The following is a 19994-nucleotide window of genomic DNA, read 5'->3' as shown; positions in this document are numbered from 1 at the left end:
ACCTTTATGGATTCCCCTCCTTAGGCCGTGCGACCGATGGGAGGGATGTCCGACTTGGGGGCCGAGAGCGGGCTGTCCGCTTTCTGCAAGAAAGTCGAAAAGCCACCTTCTCCCGGAAGGCTAGTGCTTCAAGATCTGGCTGAAGAACAATTTCGTTCGCTCGTGGCGCGGGTGACTGAAAAACTCGTCGGGCGTGCCCTCTTCGACGATCTGCCCAGCGTCCATGAAAATGACGCGGTCGGCCACTGCACGGGCAAAACCCATCTCATGCGTTACACACACCATGGTCATGCCGTCGCGGGCCAATCCAGTCATGGTCTCCAGCACCTCCGAGACCATTTCCGGGTCGAGGGCAGAGGTCGGTTCGTCGAAAAGCATGACGTCCGGTTTTATGCACAGGCTGCGGGCGATCGCGACACGCTGTTGCTGGCCGCCCGACAGCTGGACCGGGAACTTGTTCGCCTGCTCGGGAATACGGACCCGTTCGAGGAACTGAATAGCGGTCTTGCGTGCTTCCATGGCGGAAACACCTTTGACCCACATTGGCCCGGCCATGCAGTTCATCAACACCGTCATATGCGGAAACAGATTGAAGTGCTGGAACACCATGCCAACATTGGAGCGGACGGCGGCGACGTTCTTCATCTTGCCATGCAGAGCGACGCCGTTGACGACGATATCGCCGCCCTGATGCGCTTCGAGGCGGTTGAAGCAGCGGATCAAGTGTCGACTTGCCCGAGCCGGACGGCCCGCAGATGACGATGCGCTCGCCTTTGTGGACAGTCAGGTTGATGTCCTTCAGCTCGTGGAACTGGCCGTGCCATTTGGAAACTGCCCTGGCTTCAATGATAACCCGCGCGCTCATCGCACTTTGCTCCTGGCGTAGTGCCGTTCGATCCGCGACTGGATCAGCTCGAGGCAGATCGACAGCACCCAATAAATGATGGCGGCCGAGATCAGCATTTCCATGTGCTGGAAGGTCTTCTGGCCGAGCGTTCGTGCCAGGAACATCAGCTCCCAAACGCCGATGACGGAGACCAGGGAAGAATCCTTCAGCATCGAGATGAACTGGTTGCCGGTCGGCGGAATGATGACCGGCAATGCCTGCGGCAGGATGATGCGGCGCATGATCAAGGCGAAGCCGAACCCATGGAGCGCGAGGCCTCCCATTGGCCCCGATCGATGCTCTGAATGCCGGAGCGGAATATCTCGGTCATGTAGGCGCCGTAGCAGAGCGACAGCGCCAGTATGCCGGCGGGCACGGCATTGATGACGAAGCCGAGCTGCGGCAGCATCTCAGGTTCGGGAGCGGCTCCGCCTTGCACAATCCGCAGATGAGGCGTTGACGGTTCTCGAAACTCAGCTGCTCCCGAGAATTTCCACCAATTTGCATATTTCCCCGGAGGGGTTGGAGTTGTATCGTATGGGGATGCAGCGCTGCCTTGCGGGGCGCGGTGCGATGGCCTCATTTCCGAGCACCCCTGACCGCTACACACCGCGATGATGCCCGAAAACTTCCTCGTAGGCCCCCCGTTCCCCGGCTGTATTGGCGACGGGCGAGCCAGCGGGCCACTAGGAACGCTGGAACTACGTGAGATGGCTGCGTGTGGACAATTGGGTGCAGTCTAGGCTTCGACTGGACGGGTGTCACACTACCGCATGGGAAGAGCGCTCTTTCTGGGAAGTAGACGAGAATGGTTAAGCCGAAGAAAAACGACAAGCCAGTTTCAAGGCAGTTCGAGTCTAACATTAACCGTGACAGCAGCTTGCTGCCGATGCTGATCGGCGGGCTTGTCCTGAATCATTATCGGGGCAACCGTCGTTATGATGTTCGTTTAGTTTCGCATGGGTACCGACGCGAATAGCGGCCGTGACCCACCCGCCATTAGGCCTGCTGATCAATTTGACAGGACTCTGGCCTCGTTACGTGGATGTGTGGTGACGCGAAGCTCAACGGCGGGCGCGGTCGATAGAGATGTTGCTAGGCGCGCATCCGTACGCCGCCGCGTATCTGCGCCTGCCCATCGCCCGCAGCCGACATCGAGACTTATTACATTTTTGACCTTCGGCTCGAAAGCAGGAGGGGGGAACGACTGGGCAACACCGTGGGACTTTCCGTGGGACCTTGCGTGCCGAACTCTGCCAATGTACGCCGTTCGTTCCGCTCTTCCATTTTGGGGCTTGCTCAAAATGGTTCGGAACCCTATGGGGATGCCGTTCGGAGTGTAGCGCAGCCTGGTAGCGCACCTGATTTGGGATCAGGGGGTCGCGTGTTCGAATCACGCCACTCCGACCAGTTTCCTGAACATCTTAGAGCCCGCGCTTCGGGAACCCTGTCGGCCTTCAGAAGTTCTGTTGCCATGGCCGACACTCCAAGGACCCCCACCATCGCCCGCATCTGGCGCGGCCGGACCTTGCCGGAAAAAGCCGACGATTATGAAGCTTACAATTACGAGACCGGCATCAAGCCGCTCATCGAAAAGGCAGTCGGCGTCCAGACATTTCGCGAGGACACGGCGACCCATTCCGAGTTCGTGACGATCTCCTATTGGGAGAGCATCGAGGCAATGGCGCGCTTCACCGGCGGCGGGCCGACCCAGGTCCACCACCTCGACCGCGACGCGGAATTCCTGATCGAGCTGCCGAAGAGCGTGCAAGTGCTGCGCTTGCTCACCAGCCATGGCAAGACGGGCTGAAGGTGTCCAGCATCGAGCAACAGGCCTTGATCTCTGAAGGGAGCCGTCGGCGTGGAACCGAGTAAACCCGCCGGGCGAGTCCCCAACAACCTCGAGCCCGGCGAGCCTACAACCCGATCTGCAATGTGACCGGGACCGGGATCAACCGGCCTCTTCGACGCTGCAAGATGGATGCCAGGGCAATGGCTCGAAATGGGACAGCCACGATCCCGCAACCCGGACGGAAAACCGCTACGCACTTTCCCGGAGTTGCTCTAGACTCCGGGCAAACGGGGCAAGGGGGACTCTGGATGCCTGTTCTCGAGGCGCTGCTGTCGCTGATCGGCCCGGCCTACTTGGCCTATTATGGCTTCGCGGTTCCGGTCGCGGTCGCCTGGGCAATCCTGTGCGCTACTCTGTGGGTTTGGAACAACCGGCCGAGCAAGAGGCAGAATGGCAGCGTCGCCCTGTCGCGGATCGCCAGCCTGGTGCTCTTCGTCTTTGTCGCCGCATGCTACGTGGCGGCGCATACGGGGGTCTATCTGCTGGCTCGGCATCTGGCCGGACTATGGGCGTAGAGGGCGCACAACCCCGGGAACAGCCTTCCTCGATATTCTAAATATCGAACTCGCCCTGGCCCTCGTCCATGGCGCTGACGGTCTCGGCGGCGAGCGCTCGGGTGATCGGCGTCTTGCGCTCGAGAGCGGCGCGGTCGAGGCGCTCCACGACCCGCATGGCGGTTGCCAGCGAGCGCTCGATGCGCCGCACCAGATATTGCACGACATGCGGCTCGACCTCGACCTGGCGGTCGGCGAAGAGCTTGGTGATAACGCCGGCGAGCAGCAGGTCGTCCGGCTCGTGGATCTCGATGGTCGCCGCCGCTTTCAGCCGGGAGATGAGATCCGGCAGCGCGACGCGCCAGGCCGAGGGAAAGCGCCGCGCCGTCAGAAGCAGCGTGGAGCCGGCGCCGCGCACGGTGTTGATCAGGTGGAACAGGCCTTGCTCGTCGATCGGGAGCTTGTCGATGTCGTCGATCAGCGCGGGGCTCGCGCCAAGCCCGCCAATGTGCTCGCCGATGCGATCGGGAGCGATGGCGACAGCGTGCGCATGCGCTTGCCAGATCTGGGCAAGATGCGTCTTGCCGGACCCGGGAGGGCCGGCGAGCACCACCACCGGCGCGGGCCAGTCCGGCCAGCAGTCGACAAGTGCTGCGGCCTGCGCGTTGGCGCCTGAGACGACGAGCTCGTCGCGCGAATAGCCGGTACCGTGGCCGAGATCGAGCGGCAGCTGGCGCGGTGGACCGGTTCGTTCGCCAGCCATTTCAGCCACGCGGCTGTGAGCGGCGGCCGCCGCCTCGATCCGCCGGCAAAGGAGGTGCGGGCTCGGTGGCATGGCCGTTGTAGAGCGGCGATTCGAGGTAGCGGGCAATCGCAAAGCGCACCAGCACGGCAATGGCCGCCGAAGCCGGCACCGCAATCAGCAGGCCGACGAAGCCGAACAGCGCACCGAAGGCAAAGAGCGCGAACATCAGCCAAACCGGATGCAGGCCGACGCTTTTGCCGACCAACCTCGGCTGCAGGATATTGCCCTCGATGAACTGGCCGACGAAGAACACGCAGACCACCGCCACGATCATCGTCCAATCCGGCCAGAACTGGACGAAGGCGACGCCGACAGCAAGCACCAGCCCGGTCAGCGAGCCCACATAGGGGATGAAGGAGATCAGCCCGGCGAAGAAGCCGATGAGGATGGCGAAGTTCAGCCCCGTCAGCGTCAGGCCGGTAGCGTACATGGCGCCCAGCACAAGGCAGAGCGTGCCCTGCCCGCGCACGAAGCCGGCGGTGGCGGTGTTGATGTCGCGGGCAAGCGCCCTGACCGTCTCGACATAATCTCGCGGCACCCAGCTGTCGACCACGGCCACCATCCGGTCCCAGTCGAGCAGCATGTAGAAGGCAACGACCGGGGTGACGACGAAGAGGCTGACCACCGAAACCAGCGCCACGCCCGAGCTCCAGATCGAGGTGAAGACGGTGGTGAGCAGCCCGAAGCCGGTGGTGAGCAGCGAGTTCAGTCCTTCGCGCAGGCTGGCCGCGTTGACGCCAAAACGCTGCTCCAGCCACTTCGGGTCGAAGCTGGTGATGAGCGACTGCAGGCGGGTGAGATATTCCGGCAGCTTGCGCGCGAAATCGGCCATCTGCGTGGCCAGCACAGGGACCAGAATAACGAAGGCGAGCACCACGACGACGACGAAGGCAATGAGGATCACCACCGTCGCCATCAGCCGGGAGAGGCCGAGCCGCTGCAGCCGATCAGCCACCGGATCGAGGAAATAAGCGAGCACCATGCCGGCGACGAAGGGCAAGAGGATGCCGGAGAAGACATAGAGGAACAGCGCCAGTAGCACGGCGACGATCAGCCAGAACGCGATCTGCCGGCGCAACGCGGTCGAGGCCGCGGCCGTCCAGGCTTCGCCGTCAGGTGTCCGTGCTGGAATTGCCCGACTTGGTGTTGCTCGTCCGGGAGCCTTCGCCATAGCCACTCATATGCCTTAGCCAGGCCACGAGATAGGCCGCGGCCGAAGCCACGGTCAAGACCCCCGAGAGCAATATGAGGGCCGGCCGGAGCGGATAGAGATGCATGGAAAAGGCAAGCTCGCCCAGCACAAGCGCCGCCAGCGCGATCTGCACGGCGGTGTTCACCTTCGACACCAAGAGCGGCTTCATCTCGACCGGCTGCGCCATCACGCTGGACAAAAGCACGGCGCAGACGATCAGCGCGTCGCGCGAGACCATGGTCACGACAAGCCAGAGCGGCAGTTCCCCGGCATAACCCATGACGACGAAGACCGAGACCAGGAGGAGCTTGTCGGCGACCGGATCGAGATAAGCGCCGAGCCGCGAGAACAACCGGTAGCGGCGAGCGATGAAACCGTCGACGCCGTCGGAGATGCCGGCGACGAGGAAGCCGGCAAAGGCCCAGTCCCAGCGCGCCTGCAGCATGGCCAGCACCACGGCCGGCACCAGCAACAGCCGCATGATCGTGATCATGTTAGGTATGGTCACGTGATGTCCCATCATGGGTTTTGTTGGAAGATAGTTGATGGAGATGAGAGGCGCACGCAAGGGAGGAGTTGCGGATCTCCCCGCTCGAGGGGGAAGATGGTCTCTGGCGCACAAGGCGCTGGAGCTCCACGCGAGGCGACCCCCCTCTGTCGCCTCCGGCGACATCTCCCCCTCAAGGGGGGAGATTGGCTCTCACGCGCCTTGCCCCTCGAAACCATTCATGCGATGAGCCCGCAATGGAAACAGGGATGAGCCGAAGATGAGCAACGGCGACAAGGCCAAGCGCAAGAACGGGCTCACCTATGCCGAGGCGGGCGTCGATATCGATGCCGGCAATCTCATGGTCGAGAAGATCAAGCCGCTCGTGCGCGCGACGCGCCGGCCGGGCGCCGACGGCGAGATCGGCGGCTTCGGCGGCCTGTTCGATTTGAAAGCCGCCGGCTTCACCGATCCGGTGCTGGTCGCGGCCAATGACGGGGTCGGCACCAAGCTCAAGATCGCCATCGATTCCGGCAAGCACGATACGATCGGCATCGACCTCGTCGCCATGTGCGTCAACGATATCGTCGTGCAGGGCGCCGAGCCGCTGTTCTTCCTCGACTATTTCGCCACCGGCAAGCTCGATCCGGACCAGGGCGCGTCCATCGTCGGCGGCATCGCGCAAGGCTGCCGTCAGGCCGGCTGCGCGCTGATCGGCGGCGAGACCGCCGAGATGCCCGGCATGTATCACGACAAGGATTACGACCTTGCCGGTTTTGCCGTGGGCGCGGCCGAGCGCGGCCAGTTGCTGCCCACCGACGACATCGTCGAGGGCGACGTGCTGCTTGGCCTCGCCTCCTCCGGCCTCCACTCCAACGGCTTTTCGCTGGTGCGCCGCATCGTCGACGCCAGCGGGCTTGGCTGGAGCGATCCGGCGCCGTTCAACGATGAGCTCAGCCTCGCCGAAGCGCTGCTCGAGCCGACGCGCATCTATGTGAAGTCGATCCTGAAGGCGATCCGCAACACGCATGGCATCAAGGCGCTGGCTCACATCACCGGCGGCGGTTTTCCGGAAAACATTCCGCGCGTGCTGCCCAAGGATTTCTCCGCCGAGCTCGACCTCGAAGCGATCGACGTACCGCCTGTATTCTCGTGGCTCGCCAGGACCGGCGGCGTGGCGCCGCAAGAAATGATGCGCACCTTCAACTGCGGCATCGGCATGATCCTCGCCGTTGCTTCCGGCCAGGCGGCGCAGGTGGCAGCGGTGCTGCAGGAAGCCGGCGAGACGGTGACGCCGATCGGTCGGATCGTGCCGCGCCGCGACGCCGGCGTCATCTACCGGGGCTCGATCGAACTATGAGCAGGAAACGCACGGTCGTCCTGATCTCGGGCCGCGGCTCCAACATGACGGCGCTGATCGCGGCAGCCAGCGACCCGACCTATCCGACCGAGATCGTCGGCGTCATCTCGGATCGTGCGAACGCCGCGGGCCTCGGCCTCGCGCAGTCGCGCGGCATCGCCACCAAGGTCATTCAGCGCGCCGACCATCCGAGCAAGGACGCACATGACGCTGCGATCGATGCCGCGCTTACCGGCTTCGGCGCCGAGATCGTGGCTCTGGCCGGCTATATGCGCATCCTCGGCCGCGGCCTGGTCGAAAAATGGCAGGGGCGCATGGTCAACATCCACCCTGCCCTTCTGCCTGCCTTCAAGGGGCTGGACACGCATGCGCGCGCCATCCGCGCGGGCGTGCGCATCCATGGCTGCTCCGTGCATTTCGTCACGCCCGAGATGGATGACGGCCCGATCATCGCCCAGGCCGCCGTGCCGGTGATGGTCGGCGACAACGAGGACACTTTAGCCGCGCGGGTGCTGAAGGTGGAGCACCGGCTCTATCCGCTGGCGCTAGGGCTGGTCGCCGAAGGCAAGGCGCGCATGGAAAAGGGCCACACCGTGCTTGCCCATTTCGCCGACGACGCCGACAACGCCACTTCAGTGGTGATGGCGCCCGACCCGCTGCGCGAGGAAACCGACCTCGAACAGCTGGCGCGCATCACGCCGTAGGACTGCCATGGCGACGCCCAGACAACTCCTTGTGCTGCGCCATGCCAAGTCGAGCCGGGACGATCCCAAGCTCGCCGATTTCGACCGTCCGCTCGCCCCGCGCGGGCTGAAGACGGCACCGCTGATCGGGCGCGAGCTTTCGCGGCGCGGCTGGCTGCCGGATCTGGCACTGGTCTCGCCGGCGCTGCGCACCCGCGACACCTGGCGACTCGTCGCCGCCGAATTGCCGAAGCATGGGCCAGCGGAATTCGCCGAGGAGCTCTACGCGGCGGCGCCGGCCGCCATCCTGGCGTGCGTGCGGCAGGCGAAAGCCACCAGCCTGATCGTGATTGGTCACAATCCCGGCCTGCAGAATTTCGTGCTGCGGCTCGCCGGCACCGGATCGGATGAGGGCGTGTTCAAAAAAGTCGAAGCGAAGTTTCCGACGGCGGCACTGGCCCGGTTCACGGTGAAGGAGGATTGGGCGAACCTCGACTTCGGCGGAGCGCGACTGACGCATTTCGTCAGGCCGAAGGATTTGGAATAGAGCGCCTCTGTGCGCAGCCGGGCCTATAGTCACGACACAAGCCGGCCTGCGGATAGCCGGCTCCATAAAAGCAGAGCGGCGGGACAAACCCGCCGCTTTCAGGTCTATCGACGATCGACCGTCTAGTGGTTGCCGAACAGATCGCGGTCGGCGCCCTGGGTAACCGGCTTCTGGACGTTCGCATCAGACTTCTTGACCGAAGCGGTGTACGAGGTATCGACCGAAGCAGCCGGCTGGTGGGCGTTGGCCGAACCGTAGTTGTCGGAACCGGCGAAAGCGGCACCGGTGGCAACGAGAAGGGCAGCGGCGGTAAGAGCGATCTTGGTCATTTCAGTTACTCCAGATTTGAGGGGTGAGTTTGAAGAGGTCGGGCTGGCGGCCGGTTAGTGGTTGCCGAACAGGTCGCGGTCGCTGCCCTGGGTGACGGGCTTCTGGACATTCGCATCAGACTTCTTGACCGAAGCGGTGTACGAGGTGTCGACCGAAGCAGCCGGTTGGTTGGCGTTAGCCGAACCGTAGTTGTCGGAGCCGGCGAAAGCAGCACCAGTGGCAACGAGAAGGGCAGCGGCGGTAAGAGCGATCTTGGTCATTTCAGTTACTCCAGATTTGAGAGTTGTGGTTCTGATCGGTTCGGGACGGAGGCCTAGCGGCCCCAAATGCCCTGGCCGGATTCCGGCTGGTTCTGATCGGGCGTGATCCTGAGATCGCGCTGCTCGAACTTGCGGATCGAACCGGTGATGCTGCGGTCGATGTTGTCGCCCGACCGCGGCGCAACCGACTGGGTGACGGCCGGCTGGTTGACGTTGTCGGAACCGTAATGGTCGCTGCCGGCGAAGGCGCTGCCCGTGGCAACGAGAAGGACCGCGGCGGTAAGAGCAATCTTGTTCATTTTAGGTACTCCAGATTTTCAAAATTCTGTCCGTCAAGTGGCGTGCCGTAATGGAAATTCGCGTCGCTCGGACCACCCCGAGATGGGTCGGTCCTGTTGCCATTTCCAATCACGAAGATGTGCAAATCGAACCGTTCGGTTCGACCTTGAAATCGCGTGAACAGCGCGGCTGCCACATTCTTTTGTTTGAATATCAACTACTTGCAGTGTTAGCCGACGAGGTTTCACGGTCTGGACAACGAGCCAGCGTTCACCCGAGTTACACGAACCGTCAACATAAATTGAACTGAACCGTTCGGTTTTATCCATCGCGCGAGCGAATTGGGCCTTCAGGCTGACCGACGGAACCGATTTCAGCCGGCGTTTGCCTTGTCCGCGGATCGAGACTATCGATTGCTTTCAAACTGTCCGTTCGGACCGCCGGGCCGCGCTTGCGAAAGCCCGGCGCCACCCGGATGGAGGCATTGCCGAACAGCGATGGACGATGCGGCTCCTGCTTGTCGAAGACAATCGCGAACTGGCCGATTGGCTGAGCAAGACGCTGCGCCAGGCGAGCTACGTCGTCGACGTGGTACATGACGGCGAGGACGTCGAGCATGCGCTGGCGGCCGGCGACCATGCGCTGATCATCCTCGACCTCGCCCTGCCGCGCATGGGCGGGATGGAGGTGCTGAAGCGGCTGAGGGCACGCGGCAACCCGGTGCCGGTCATCGTGCTCACCGCCAACGCCAGTCTCGACGGCCGGGTGAAGGGCCTCAACGAGGGCGCCGACGACTATCTGGCTAAACCCTTCCAGATCGAGGAACTGGAAGCGCGCATCCGCGTGCAGCTGCGCCGTGCCAACGACCGGACAGCGCCCGTCATCTCCTGCGGCGACCTCGTCTTCGACACCAACACAAGGCTGTTCTCGCTCGGCGGCGCGGCGCTTTCGCTGACGCCGCGCGAACATGCGGTGCTGGAACAGCTGGTAGTCAAGGCGGGGCGCACGGTGAGCAAGGCGGCACTCTCGACGGCGATCTACGACTTCGACACCGACGCCGATCCCAGCGCCATCGAGATCTACGTGCATCGGCTGCGCAAGAAGCTGGAAGGCTCGCGCGTGCAGATCGCCACCTTGCGCGGCCTTGGCTATCTGCTCCGCCATGAAGATTAGGGCCATGAAAATTAGCAGCCTCCGCCTGCAATTGCTGGCCTGGGTGGTGCTGCCGCTGACCGCGCTGGTGACGGTCAATCTGTGGACCAGCCAGCGCAACGCGCTGGCGACGGCAGATCTGGTCACCGACCGGATGCTGGTCGGCTCGGCGCGCGCGATCGCCGAGCGGGTGGCGATGGCCGAAGGCGTGCTCGACGCCACCATTCCGCCGGCGGCGATCGAGATGTTCGACACCGGCGACCGCGACAGCGTCTACTACCGGGTCGAGACCGCCAACGGCCGGCTGCTGACCGGATATCCCGACCTCCCCCAGGCGTCGCAGAGCGGCAGCATCGAGGCTTCCTATCGCGATCGTCGGCTGCGTCTGACAACGCTCAGCCATGCCGTGATCGGCGCCGGCACGGATTCGCCGATCAGGGTCACGGTGGGCGTCACGCTCGCCGGCCATGACGCGATGGTGCAGCGGCTGTGGTTCAGCGCCTTTGCCCAGCAGCTGGCGCTGGTGGCGATCGCCGGCCTCTTCGTGCTGCTTGGCCTGCGCCGCGGGCTGGCGCCGCTGATGCGCCTGCGCGATACGGTGCGCTCGCCGGATCGCAGCGATCTCGACCCGGTCGAGGTGCCGGGCGCGCAAAGCGAGATCCGGCCGCTGATCGACGCGCTCAACGCCTATATGGAGCGCGTGCGGGCGCAGATGGCGGCGCAGCGCCGCTTCATCGCCAATGCCGCGCACCAGCTGCGTACGCCGCTGGCGCTCATGTCGACACAGGCGAGCTATGTGCTGCGCGAAAGCGCCGCCGACCGGCGCGAGGAGGCGCTGGTGGCCCTACAGGCAGGCTCCGGCCGGCTGGCGCGGCTGGCCGAACAGCTGCTCACGCTGTCGCGCGCCGAGCCGGGCAGCCGCCGGCCGCGTGCCGACCGCATCGACCTCACCGAAGCCGCCCGCGAGGTGCTGGAAACACATGCGCCGAAGGCCGTCGAGCGCAACATCGATCTTGGGCTCGAGGAAGCCGGACCTGTTCCCGTCATCGGCGACGGCACCATGCTGCGCGAGATGATCGTCAACCTGGTCGACAACGCGCTGCGCTACACGCCAGCCGGCGGCACGGTGACCGTCCAGCTGGCCGCGATCGGTCGCGAGGGCGTGCTGACGGTCACCGACACCGGTCCCGGCATTCCGGCCGAAGAGCGCGAGCAGGTCTTCGAGCGCTTCTACCGCATTGCCGGTGCTGCCGAGGAAGGCAGCGGGCTCGGACTCGCGATCGTACGCGAGGTGGTCGAGAATGCCGGCGGCAGCGTTGCGCTTGGCGGGGCCGCCGGCAGCGGGCTCAGGGTCGAGGTCCGGCTGCCGCTCGCCGCGCCCCAGGACAGGCCGACTGGAGCGGTCAGGCCCCCTGCTCGTTGAACGGCGCCGGACGCCATTTGACGACGTAGTTCTCGAAACGGGTGATGATGAACTCCACCACCAGCGCCATCACCGCCAGGATAATCATGGCGGCGAAGACGCCATTGGCGTTGAACGCGCCCTGGGCGGTCGAGATCAGCAAGCCCATGCCCTGCTTGGCGCCGAGGAACTCGCCGACCACGGCGCCGACCAGCGCGAAGCCAAAGCTGACATGCAGGCTCGCCAGGATCCAGCTCATGGCCGAGGGAATGATGACTGTGGTGGTGATCTGATAGGGTGAGGCGCCGAGGATCTGGGCGTTGGCGATCATCGCCCTGTCGGCCTCGCGCACGCCCTGGAAGGCGTTGGCGAAGACCACGAAGAACACCATGACGACGGCCAGCGCCACCTTGGAGGCCATGCCGAGGCCGAGCGCTATGATGAAGACCGAGCCCAGCACGACGCGCGGCACCGAGTTGGCGATCTTGATGTAGATCGAGAAGACATCCGCCAGGAGCTTGTTGCGGCCAAGGATGATGCCGGCGGCGATGCCGCCGACGGCGCCGATGGCGAAGCCGAGGAAAGTTTCCTCGAGCGTCACATAGATCTGCAGCCAGAGCGGCCCCTGCGAGGTGCCCTCGGTGACCCAGGACCAGATCTGCTCCCAGATGCCGGAGGGGCTTGAGAAGAAGAACGGATCGATGACGCCGAGATCGGCGCCAAGTTCCCAAAGAGCGAGGAAGACGATCAGGATGGCGAGCCGCAGACCGATGACCAAGGCATGGCGGCGGCGCAGCCGCGCCCTCGCCCGGGCTTCCGCGGCGACGATCGAGGTCGCGCGGGCGGCTTGGTGAGAGGCTGGAGAGATGGCGGTCATGGCAAGTCTCCTTTCAATGGCCGGTCTGCAGGCCGCGGCTCTGGCCGAGCTGCACTTCCTCGCGCAGGTCGTTCCAGATCACCTTGGCGATCTCGATGAATTTCTGATCGTAGCGGATGTCGGCCATGACACGCGGGCGCGGCAGGTCGATGCGGTAGACGCTCTTCACCGTGCCCGGCCCGGCGGTGAGCACATAGACCTTGTCGGCCAGCGCCACCGCCTCCTCGAGATCGTGAGTGACGAAGACGACGGAGGATTTGAGTTCCGACCAGAGGCCGAGCAGCTCGTCCTGCATGGCGGTGCGGGTCTGCATGTCGAGCGCGCTGAACGGCTCGTCCATCAGCAGGATCTTTGGCTGGTTGATGAAGGTTTGCGCTAGCGCGACCCGTTTGCGCATGCCGCCAGAGAGCTGGTGCGGATAGTGTTTCTCGAAACGCGCAAGGCCGACGCGGGCGATCCAGTCGCGCGCCCGGTCATAGGCTTGAGCCTTCGGCGTGCCGCGATAGAGCGGGCCGGCGGCGACGTTGTCGATGACGCTGCGCCACGGAAACAGCGCGTCTGCCTGGAAGACGAAACCGATGTCGCGGCTGATCTCGGTTACGGGATTGCTCATGACGCGGACATTGCCGGTCGTCGGCCTGAGCAGCCCGGTGACGAGGTTAAGCGTCGTCGACTTGCCGCAGCCGGTCGGCCCGACGACGCAGGCGAACTCGCCGCGCGCCACCGTCATGGTGAAATCGCGGATGGCCGTCATCATGTGGCCGTCGGGGGTGACGAAGCGCAGCGTCACATCGTCGATGGCGATCGCGGCATCAGCCGGCGGCGCGGCCGGAGACAATTTCTCGGCCGCCATGGTTTGCAACTGCATGGCACACTCCTGTAGCGATGGTGCGAGGATGACTGGGGCTCGAGCCCATGGGCCCGCCGCGCCTCGGTATCCGGAAAGGCGCCGCTGCCGAATTGATTCAGGCAAGCGGCGCAACTTGTTGTTCTTCAACGACCGAGCCGGCAGGCCCGGCTCCCTGTCGGCGCTACTTGGCGGCGTCGACGAATGCCGTGGTATAGGTCTTCGACAGGTCGATCTGCTTGCCCTGCAGGCTCTTCGAGAAGGTCGACAGCACCTTCAGCACCGTCTCCGGGCCATCGGCGGGCATGCGGCCGTCAGGCGTGAACATCGCCTTGCCGCCGGCCAACCCTTGCACATAGAGGTCCTTGTTGCCGGCGTAATAATCCTTCGGCATCTGGTCCGCGATCTCTTCGGCCGAATGGCTGGCGATATACTTCATCGTCTTGACGAAAGCGTTGGCGAGCTTCTGCGCCTCGTCCTTATGGCTCTCGATCCAGGCGGACTGGACATAGAAGGATGCCGCCGGATAGTCGCCGCCCAGCGCTTCCCTGGTCTTTTCGGGCGTGCGCATATCGACCAGCACGTTGGCCTCGCCGGTCTGAAGCAGCTTGGCGATGGTCGGCTCGGTGGTCATGCCGGCCTGGATCTGGTCCTGCTTGACGGCGGCGATGAAAGTGTTGCCGGCGCCCACCGGCAGCAGCGTGTAGTCGCCCGGCTTCAGGCCGTTGCGCACGGCGAGATACTGCGTCAGGAAATCGGTCGAGGAGCCAAGACCGGTGACGCCGAGCGTGGCGCCCTTGAAGTCGGCCGGCGATTTGATTTCCGGATGCTTGGCCGAAACCAGCTCGACCTCGCCCGGCGCCTGGCTGAACTGGACGATCGACTGGATGTATTTGCCCTTCGACTGCAAGTCGACGGTGTGATCATAGAAGCCGACGACGCCCTGCACGGCACCGGCCAGCAACTCATTCTCGGCCTCGACGCCGGCGCGGGAGTTGACCAGCTCGACATCGAGCCCCTCATCCTTGAAGTAGCCGAGCTGCTGGGTGAGCACGGCCGGCAGGTAGATCTGCTTTTCCATGCCGCCGACGATGATAGTGATCTTGTCGGCAGCCGATGCCGCCGTGGCGCCCGCGGCGACGATGGCAAACGAAAGCGCCGCCGAACGCAAGACGCACTTCGAGATGAAACCGGTCACGTAACTTCCTCCACCTGGGCGGCGTGCCACCAGGCCACGCCGCATTTCCTCCTTGCCGGCCCGCTCCCGGACCGATCCCGCGGCGAACGCCGCAAAAATGTCATGGCATGCCCAAGCTTTCAGCTGGCTTTCAGTCATTTTAGCGGCCGAAAGAGCGAATTCCGCAGCTATCGCTGGTCACGAAGCGGCGAAGCCAAGCACATCGTGCATGCCGTATTCGCCTGGACACTGTCCGGCCACCCAGAGTGCCGCCGCGATGGCGCCGCGAGCAAACATCGAGCGGTCGCCAGCCGAGTGCGAGAGCGTCAGCGCCTCGCCCTCGGCGAGGAAGCTGACGGAATGCTCGCCGATGATGCTGCCGCCGCGCAGCACGGCGAAGCCGATCTCGCCGGCAGGGCGTGTGCCGACAATCCCATTTCGAGCGCGCCGCGCCACTTCGTCCAGCCTGACGCCGCGTCCGCGCGCCGCCGCCTCGCCCAACATCAGCGCCGTTCCGGACGGCGCATCGACCTTGAAACGGTGGTGCGCTTCCAGGATATCGATGTCGCAATCGTCAGCCCCAAGCGCCCGCGCCGCCTGCTCCACCAGCCCGGTCAGCATGTTGAGACCCAGCGAGTAACTGCCGGAGCGCACGATCGCGATCGTCTTCGCCGCGTCGGCGATCGTCTCCAGCTCGGAACCATCTAAGCCGGTGGAGCCGATCACCAGCGCCGGACCGCCGCGCGCCGCGCATGCCTTTGCTAGTTCGACTGACGCCGCCGGCGTGGTAAAGTCGATGACGACGTCGGCAAGCGCCAGCGCCGCGTCGCGCGCGACCAGCCCCTCGCCCGTGCTGCCCGGTCGATGGAAGCGGGCGACAAGCTCCAGCCGCGGATCGACCTGCACCGCCTCCGTCATCTCCCGGCCCATGCGGCCGAGCGCGCCGGCGATGGCTATTTTCAATGGCTGTTGCGGCAAGGGACACCTCGCCCGTCGCTTCGCTCCTTGCTCCGTCCTTGGATGACGAAGCAACGGGCGTTTTCGGCTAATCTCCCGGGCATGTGACCTGCCGAGCTCGCGCCACAGACCATCACAGCGCCCTGAGCCAGACCTTGTTGTCGTGGAGGGCAGCACCGCCATACGGCGCCGGGGCGTCGGCACCGGTCAGCACGTTGATGCCTTCGCCGCGCTCATGCGCACTGTTCGGCCAGATGCCTTCCGCAATCACCACGCCGCGCTTCACGCCGTCGAAGAACCTGGCATGCAGCACCACGTCGCCGCGCCGGTTGCCGATCTCAACGCGGCCGCCGTCCTCGATGCCAAGCGCCGCGGCATCTTCCGGGTGCAGCAAAAGCTCCGGCCTGCCTTCCTTGGCTTTCGACACCGGCGTCTCGGCAAAACTGGAATTGAGGAAGTTGCGCGCCGGCGAAGTTGCCAGCCGGAACGGATGCTCTTCGTCCGCGACCTCGATCAGCTCGACATGGTCGGGGAATTGGGGCAGACGCTCGACCGGTCCGAACAAGCCCATGCTCTTCGGCGGCCGGTTGGGCGCTGACTGCCCGGTCCAATTGGGCCGGAAGTGGAATTTCTTGTCGGCATGGCCGAAGCCGTTGATGAAATGCGCGTCGTCGAAATCGGGTTGCAGGTCGACCCACTTCTGTTCCTTCAGGCTGTCGAAGCTGCCTAGCCCGCGCTTGCCGAGGATGATGTCGATATGTTCTTTCTCGGTCAGGCCAAAGCCCGGCCGGTCGCCGACGCCCAGCCGTTTGCCGAGCTCCTCATTGAGGTAGTGGTTGGTGCGCGGCCCCTCCGGCGGCTCGATCAGCTTGGGGCCGAGCGTGATGTGCTGGTTGCCGCCACCCTTGTAGATGTCGTCATGTTCCAGAAACATCGTCGCCGGCAGCACGACGTCGGCGAGCTTGGCCGTATCGGTCATGAACTGCTCGTGCACGCAGGTGAACAGGTCCTCCCGCAGGAAACCTTTTCTGACCAGCCGCTGCTCGGGCGCGACATTGGCGGGATTGGTGTTCTGGATCAGCATCGCCGTCACCGGCGGACCGCCATAAAGCGCATCCTCGGCACCGGTCAGCACCGGGCCGATGCGCGAATGGTCGAGATAGCGCACCTTCGGGTCGCGCATCGCGGTGCCTTCGAGCACATCCTGATTCAGCTTGAAGATGCCGGAATTGGAGTGAAAGGCGCCGCCTCCCTCATATTGCCAGGCGCCGGTAACCGCCGCGATGCATGAGGCGGCATGCATATTGACCGAGCCGTTGCGCTGGCGCGCAAAACCGTAGCCGAGGCGGAAGTAGGTCTTCTTCGTTGTGCCGACCAGATGCGCGAAGGTCTCGATCTCGGTGACTGTCAGACCCGTGATTGCCGCCGCCCATTCGGGCGTGCGCGTCCTCAGATGTTCTTGCAGCCCGCGCGGATCGTCGGTGTATTTTTCCAGATAGGCGCGGTCGGCCATGCCGTCGCGGAACAAGACATGCATGACCGCGCAAGCCAGCGCGCCGTCGGTGCCGGGTTTGAGCACCAGGCCGAGATCGGCCTGCTTCATGGTGGCGTTGTCGTAGATGTCGATGGCGATGATCTTGGCGCCGCGCTCTTTTCGCGCCCTCGTCGCATGGGTCATGACGTTGACCTGGGTAACAACGGCATTGGTGCCCCAGATCACCACGCAGTCGGACTTCGCCATCTCACGCGGATCGGGGCCGCGCAGAGCGCCCGCTCCCATCATCCAGCCGGTCCAGGCGAGATTGGTGCAGATCGAGCCGAAGAAGCCCGAATATCTCTTCGCGTGCCGCAGCCGCTCGATACCGTCGCGCTGCACCAATCCCATCGTACCGGCGTAAAAATAGGGCCAGACCGTCTCCGAGCCGTATTTCTCTTCGGCCGCGATGAACTTCTCGGCGACGAGGTCGAGCGCCGCTTCCCAACTGGCTTCCTTCCAGGCGCCCTCCCCCTTGCCGCCCGCGCGCACCAGCGGCTTCAGCAGCCGGTCGGGGTGATGGACGCGGTCCGCATATCGCGCGACCTTGGCGCAAACGACTCCTGCCGTGTAGCTGTTCGCTTTCGCGCCGTGGACGCGGCCGATGCGGTTATTGTCGAGCAGCTCCACCTCGAGCGCGCAGGTGGAAGGACAGTCATGCGGACAGGCCGAATGGCCGATCCCGAGCTTGGCGTGCTGGTTCATGCCAGGGTGTGTAGCGGGTTTTGCGGGAGAGGTGTAGGGCCAGATGGGGCTCCTCCTTCTCCCCTTGTGGGAGAAGGTGGCCGAGCGAAGCTCGGTCGGATGAGGGGTGTTGGAAGGATCGCTACGACAAAGAAATGGGCGATCGAAGCCGCCTGTTGTTCGGCGCGTCACTCCATCCAACACCCCTCATCCGTCTCGGCGCTTCGCGCCGATCCACCTTCTCCCACAAGGGGAGAAGGGGAACCGCCCTACTCCGCGATCCCCTCCTCATATTCCGCCGACATCGTCAGCCACTTGTCCTCGTTGAGGGCAAGTGTGTGGGCAAGCTGCGAGCGCTCCTTGGCCAGCCGCGTCGCGGTCGAGGGGTCCTTCTCGTAAATCGCCGGGTTGGCGAGCTCGTCCTCGATCAGGTCGATGCGCTTGCGGATGCGGTCCATCAGCGCCTCGGTGGCGCGGATCTCCTTGGCTAGAGGCTCGAGCGCCGAGCGCCGGGCGGCGGCCTCGCGGCGACGGTCGGCCTTGGATGCCCTGTCTGCCTCCTTCTGCTCGCGGCGATTGGAGGAAACGCCGGTCACCAGCGTTTTGTAATCCTCCAGGTCGCCGTCATAAGGATTGACCGCGCCGTCCTTGACCAGCCACAGCCGGTCCGCCGTCGCCTCCAGAAGATGCCGGTCGTGCGAGATGAGGATCACCGCGCCTGAAAAATCGTTGAGCGCATGGATCAGCGATTCACGGCTGTCGATGTCGAGGTGGTTGGTGGGCTCGTCGAGGATGAAGAGGTTCGGCCCCTCGAAGGCCGAGAGCCCGATCAGGAGACGCGCCTTCTCGCCACCGGACAGATCTCTCGCCGCGGTATTCATCTTCTCGGTCGAGAGCCCGAACTGCGCAACGCGGGCGCGCACCTTGGCTTCCGGCGCATCGGGCATCAGCCGGCGCACATGCTCATAGGCGCTTTCCTCGGGACGCAGATCGTCGAGCTGGTGCTGCGCGAAGATCGCCACCTTCAGGCCCGGCGCCACCGTCATCGTGCCGGTCTCGGCTTTGAGGCGGCCGGCGAGCATCTTGGCGAACGTCGATTTGCCGTTGCCGTTGGCGCCGAGCAGCGCGATGCGATCGTCGGCATCGATGCGCAGCGTCATCTTCTTCAGCACCGGATTGCCCTCGGTGTAGCCGACATTGACGCGGTTGAGCGCCACGATCGGCGAGGCCACCGTCTTCACCGGCTCGGGGAAGGAGAACGGCCGCACCGTGTCGTTCACCACCGCGGCGATCGGCTTCATCTTCTCCAGCGCCTTCAGCCGCGATTGCGCCTGCCTGGCCTTCGAGGCCTTGGCGCGAAAACGCTCGACGAAGGATTCCATATGCTTGCGCTGCGCTTCCTGCTTGACGCGGCTCTTTTCCTGCAGCTCGCGCTGCTCGGTGAGCTGGCGCTCGAACAGGTCGTAGCCGCCGCGCCAGAAGGTCAGCTTCTTCTGGTCGAGATGGACGATCGAATTGACCGCGCGGTTGAGCAGGTCGCGATCGTGCGAGATGAGCAAAACCGTGTGCGGATACTTTGCGACATAGTTCTCGAGCCAGAGCGTGCCTTCGAGGTCGAGATAGTTGGTCGGCTCGTCGAGCAACAGAAGATCGGGTTCGGAGAACAGCACGGCGGCCAAGGCCACGCGCATGCGCCAGCCGCCGGAGAAGGACGAAGCCGGGCGCTTCTGCGCCGCATCGTCGAAGCCGAGGCCGGCAAGGATGGTGGCGGCGCGGGATTCGGCCGAATGCGCATCGATGTCGGCGAGCCGTGTGTGGATTTCCGCGATGCGGTGCGGATCGGTCGCGGTCTTCTCCTCTTCCAGCAAGGCCTGCCGCTCGACATCGGCTTTCAGCACGATGTCGATCAGCGGCTCCTCGGTGCCCGGCGCTTCCTGTGCGACCTGGCCGATGCGGGTGTTTTTCGGCAGGCTGATCGAGCCGGTCTCGGAGGGGAAATCGCCGGTGATTGCCTTGAACAGTGTCGTCTTGCCGGTGCCATTGCGGCCGACGAGACCGGCCTTGGTGCCGGCCGGCAGGGTCAGCGAGGCATGATCGAGAAGCAGGCGCCCCGCCATGCGCAGCGAGAGGTCGTTGATGATAAGCATGGGCTGGCTTTTGCACCGGACGTCGGCGCTTCGCAAGAGCCA

At 64.4% G+C, this 19994-nt stretch carries 19 protein-coding genes, 1 tRNA gene and 2 pseudogenes; 8 read left to right on the top strand and 14 right to left on the bottom strand.

Features of this window, described 5'->3' with window-relative positions:
* Window positions 1-120 precede the first annotated feature (120 nt).
* Together A9K66_RS28400 and A9K66_RS28395 are read right to left on the bottom strand one after the other, a co-directional pair.
* A pseudogene (locus A9K66_RS28400) lies at window positions 121-865 on the bottom strand (amino acid ABC transporter ATP-binding protein).
* Window positions 862-1292: pseudogene (locus tag A9K66_RS28395) on the bottom strand (amino acid ABC transporter permease); the annotation flags it as partial. The pseudogenes A9K66_RS28400 and A9K66_RS28395, both read right to left, overlap by 4 nt.
* 927 nt (window positions 1293-2219) lie before the next feature.
* Here A9K66_RS28395 and A9K66_RS28390 point away from each other — a divergent pair.
* The 3 genes from A9K66_RS28390 (at window position 2220) to A9K66_RS28380 (ending at window position 3253) form a co-directional block, all read left to right on the top strand.
* A tRNA-Pro gene (locus A9K66_RS28390) sits at window positions 2220-2296 on the top strand.
* A gap of 64 nt (window positions 2297-2360) precedes the next feature.
* Window positions 2361-2696 (top strand): hypothetical protein, encoded by a 336-nt coding sequence (locus A9K66_RS28385; protein WP_067330472.1) that lies wholly within the window; start codon window positions 2361-2363, stop codon window positions 2694-2696.
* A 290-nt stretch (window positions 2697-2986) separates the two neighbouring features.
* Window positions 2987-3253, top strand: coding sequence for a hypothetical protein (locus tag A9K66_RS28380; protein ID WP_067330463.1), 267 nt, complete (start codon window positions 2987-2989; stop codon window positions 3251-3253).
* Window positions 3254-3290: 37 nt separating this feature from the next.
* Here A9K66_RS28380 and hdaA read toward each other — a convergent pair whose 3' ends face one another.
* The 3 genes from hdaA to A9K66_RS28365 are packed head-to-tail and all read right to left on the bottom strand — an operon-like array spanning window position 3291 to window position 5737.
* Window positions 3291-3995: a DnaA regulatory inactivator HdaA gene (hdaA, locus tag A9K66_RS28375; protein WP_067330745.1), complete on the bottom strand. Its 705-nt coding sequence runs from the start codon at window positions 3993-3995 to the stop codon at window positions 3291-3293.
* 1 nt (window position 3996) lies between these two features.
* Window positions 3997-5208: an AI-2E family transporter gene (locus tag A9K66_RS28370; RefSeq protein WP_067330460.1), complete on the bottom strand. Its 1212-nt coding sequence runs from the start codon at window positions 5206-5208 to the stop codon at window positions 3997-3999.
* Window positions 5150-5737 carry a CDP-alcohol phosphatidyltransferase family protein gene (locus A9K66_RS28365; RefSeq protein ID WP_067330741.1) on the bottom strand — a complete coding sequence of 196 codons (588 nt, stop codon included), beginning with the start codon at window positions 5735-5737 and terminating at the stop codon, window positions 5150-5152. The genes A9K66_RS28370 and A9K66_RS28365 overlap by 59 nt, the downstream gene beginning before the upstream one ends.
* A 259-nt stretch (window positions 5738-5996) precedes the next feature.
* On the opposite strand from A9K66_RS28365, the gene purM reads away from it, so the two are divergent.
* From purM to A9K66_RS28350, 3 genes are read left to right on the top strand one after another with little or no spacing between them, the layout of a single operon-like run.
* Entirely contained in the window at window positions 5997-7076 is a 1080-nt protein-coding gene (purM, locus tag A9K66_RS28360; RefSeq protein ID WP_067330457.1) for a phosphoribosylformylglycinamidine cyclo-ligase, read from the top strand.
* Window positions 7073-7780 carry a phosphoribosylglycinamide formyltransferase gene (gene purN / locus A9K66_RS28355; protein WP_066995863.1) on the top strand — a complete coding sequence of 236 codons (708 nt, stop codon included), beginning with the start codon at window positions 7073-7075 and terminating at the stop codon, window positions 7778-7780. The genes purM and purN overlap by 4 nt, the downstream gene beginning before the upstream one ends.
* Window positions 7781-7787: 7 nt before the next feature.
* Window positions 7788-8306: a histidine phosphatase family protein gene (locus A9K66_RS28350; protein WP_067330453.1), complete on the top strand. Its 519-nt coding sequence runs from the start codon at window positions 7788-7790 to the stop codon at window positions 8304-8306.
* Between the two features lie 122 nt (window positions 8307-8428).
* Here A9K66_RS28350 and A9K66_RS28345 read toward each other — a convergent pair whose 3' ends face one another.
* From A9K66_RS28345 to A9K66_RS28335, 3 genes are read right to left on the bottom strand one after another with little or no spacing between them, the layout of a single operon-like run.
* Window positions 8429-8635: a DUF680 domain-containing protein gene (locus tag A9K66_RS28345; protein WP_067330449.1), complete on the bottom strand. Its 207-nt coding sequence runs from the start codon at window positions 8633-8635 to the stop codon at window positions 8429-8431.
* 54 nt (window positions 8636-8689) lie between these two features.
* Window positions 8690-8896: a DUF680 domain-containing protein gene (locus A9K66_RS28340; protein WP_066995857.1), complete on the bottom strand. Its 207-nt coding sequence runs from the start codon at window positions 8894-8896 to the stop codon at window positions 8690-8692.
* A 53-nt stretch (window positions 8897-8949) separates the two neighbouring features.
* Window positions 8950-9195 carry a DUF680 domain-containing protein gene (locus A9K66_RS28335; RefSeq protein ID WP_066995852.1) on the bottom strand — a complete coding sequence of 82 codons (246 nt, stop codon included), beginning with the start codon at window positions 9193-9195 and terminating at the stop codon, window positions 8950-8952.
* Between the two features lie 484 nt (window positions 9196-9679).
* Here A9K66_RS28335 and A9K66_RS28330 point away from each other — a divergent pair, with 484 nt between their 5' ends.
* Window positions 9680-10348: a response regulator gene (locus A9K66_RS28330; protein WP_067330446.1), complete on the top strand. Its 669-nt coding sequence runs from the start codon at window positions 9680-9682 to the stop codon at window positions 10346-10348.
* Window positions 10349-10352: 4 nt separating this feature from the next.
* A complete protein-coding gene (locus A9K66_RS28325) occupies window positions 10353-11750 on the top strand; it encodes a sensor histidine kinase (protein ID WP_067330443.1) in 1398 nt (465 codons plus the stop codon).
* Here A9K66_RS28325 and A9K66_RS28320 read toward each other — a convergent pair.
* From A9K66_RS28320 to A9K66_RS28295, 6 genes are all read right to left on the bottom strand, one after another.
* On the bottom strand, window positions 11731-12606 hold the full coding sequence (locus A9K66_RS28320) for an ABC transporter permease (protein ID WP_067330441.1): 876 nt from the start codon (window positions 12604-12606) through the stop codon (window positions 11731-11733). The two genes, A9K66_RS28325 and A9K66_RS28320, sit on opposite strands and share 20 nt — an antisense overlap.
* Before the next feature lie 13 nt (window positions 12607-12619).
* Window positions 12620-13474 (bottom strand): ABC transporter ATP-binding protein, encoded by an 855-nt coding sequence (locus tag A9K66_RS28315; protein ID WP_067330438.1) that lies wholly within the window; start codon window positions 13472-13474, stop codon window positions 12620-12622.
* A gap of 163 nt (window positions 13475-13637) precedes the next feature.
* Window positions 13638-14651, bottom strand: coding sequence for an ABC transporter substrate-binding protein (locus A9K66_RS28310; protein ID WP_082954146.1), 1014 nt, complete (start codon window positions 14649-14651; stop codon window positions 13638-13640).
* A gap of 177 nt (window positions 14652-14828) precedes the next feature.
* Window positions 14829-15608 (bottom strand): 4-hydroxy-tetrahydrodipicolinate reductase, encoded by a 780-nt coding sequence (dapB, locus tag A9K66_RS28305; protein ID WP_067330434.1) that lies wholly within the window; start codon window positions 15606-15608, stop codon window positions 14829-14831.
* 112 nt (window positions 15609-15720) lie between these two features.
* Window positions 15721-17826: a molybdopterin oxidoreductase family protein gene (locus tag A9K66_RS28300; RefSeq protein WP_067330431.1), complete on the bottom strand. Its 2106-nt coding sequence runs from the start codon at window positions 17824-17826 to the stop codon at window positions 15721-15723.
* 248 nt (window positions 17827-18074) lie between these two features.
* Window positions 18075-19952 carry an ABC-F family ATP-binding cassette domain-containing protein gene (locus tag A9K66_RS28295; RefSeq protein WP_067330428.1) on the bottom strand — a complete coding sequence of 626 codons (1878 nt, stop codon included), beginning with the start codon at window positions 19950-19952 and terminating at the stop codon, window positions 18075-18077.
* Window positions 19953-19994: the final 42 nt, after the last annotated feature.

The sequence above is a fragment of the Mesorhizobium sp. AA23 genome (assembly GCF_001672435.1).
Lineage (GTDB): Bacteria > Pseudomonadota > Alphaproteobacteria > Rhizobiales > Rhizobiaceae > Mesorhizobium.
The sequence above is the reverse complement of the archived record's forward strand: the minus strand, read 5'-3'. Positions and strand labels throughout refer to the sequence as shown.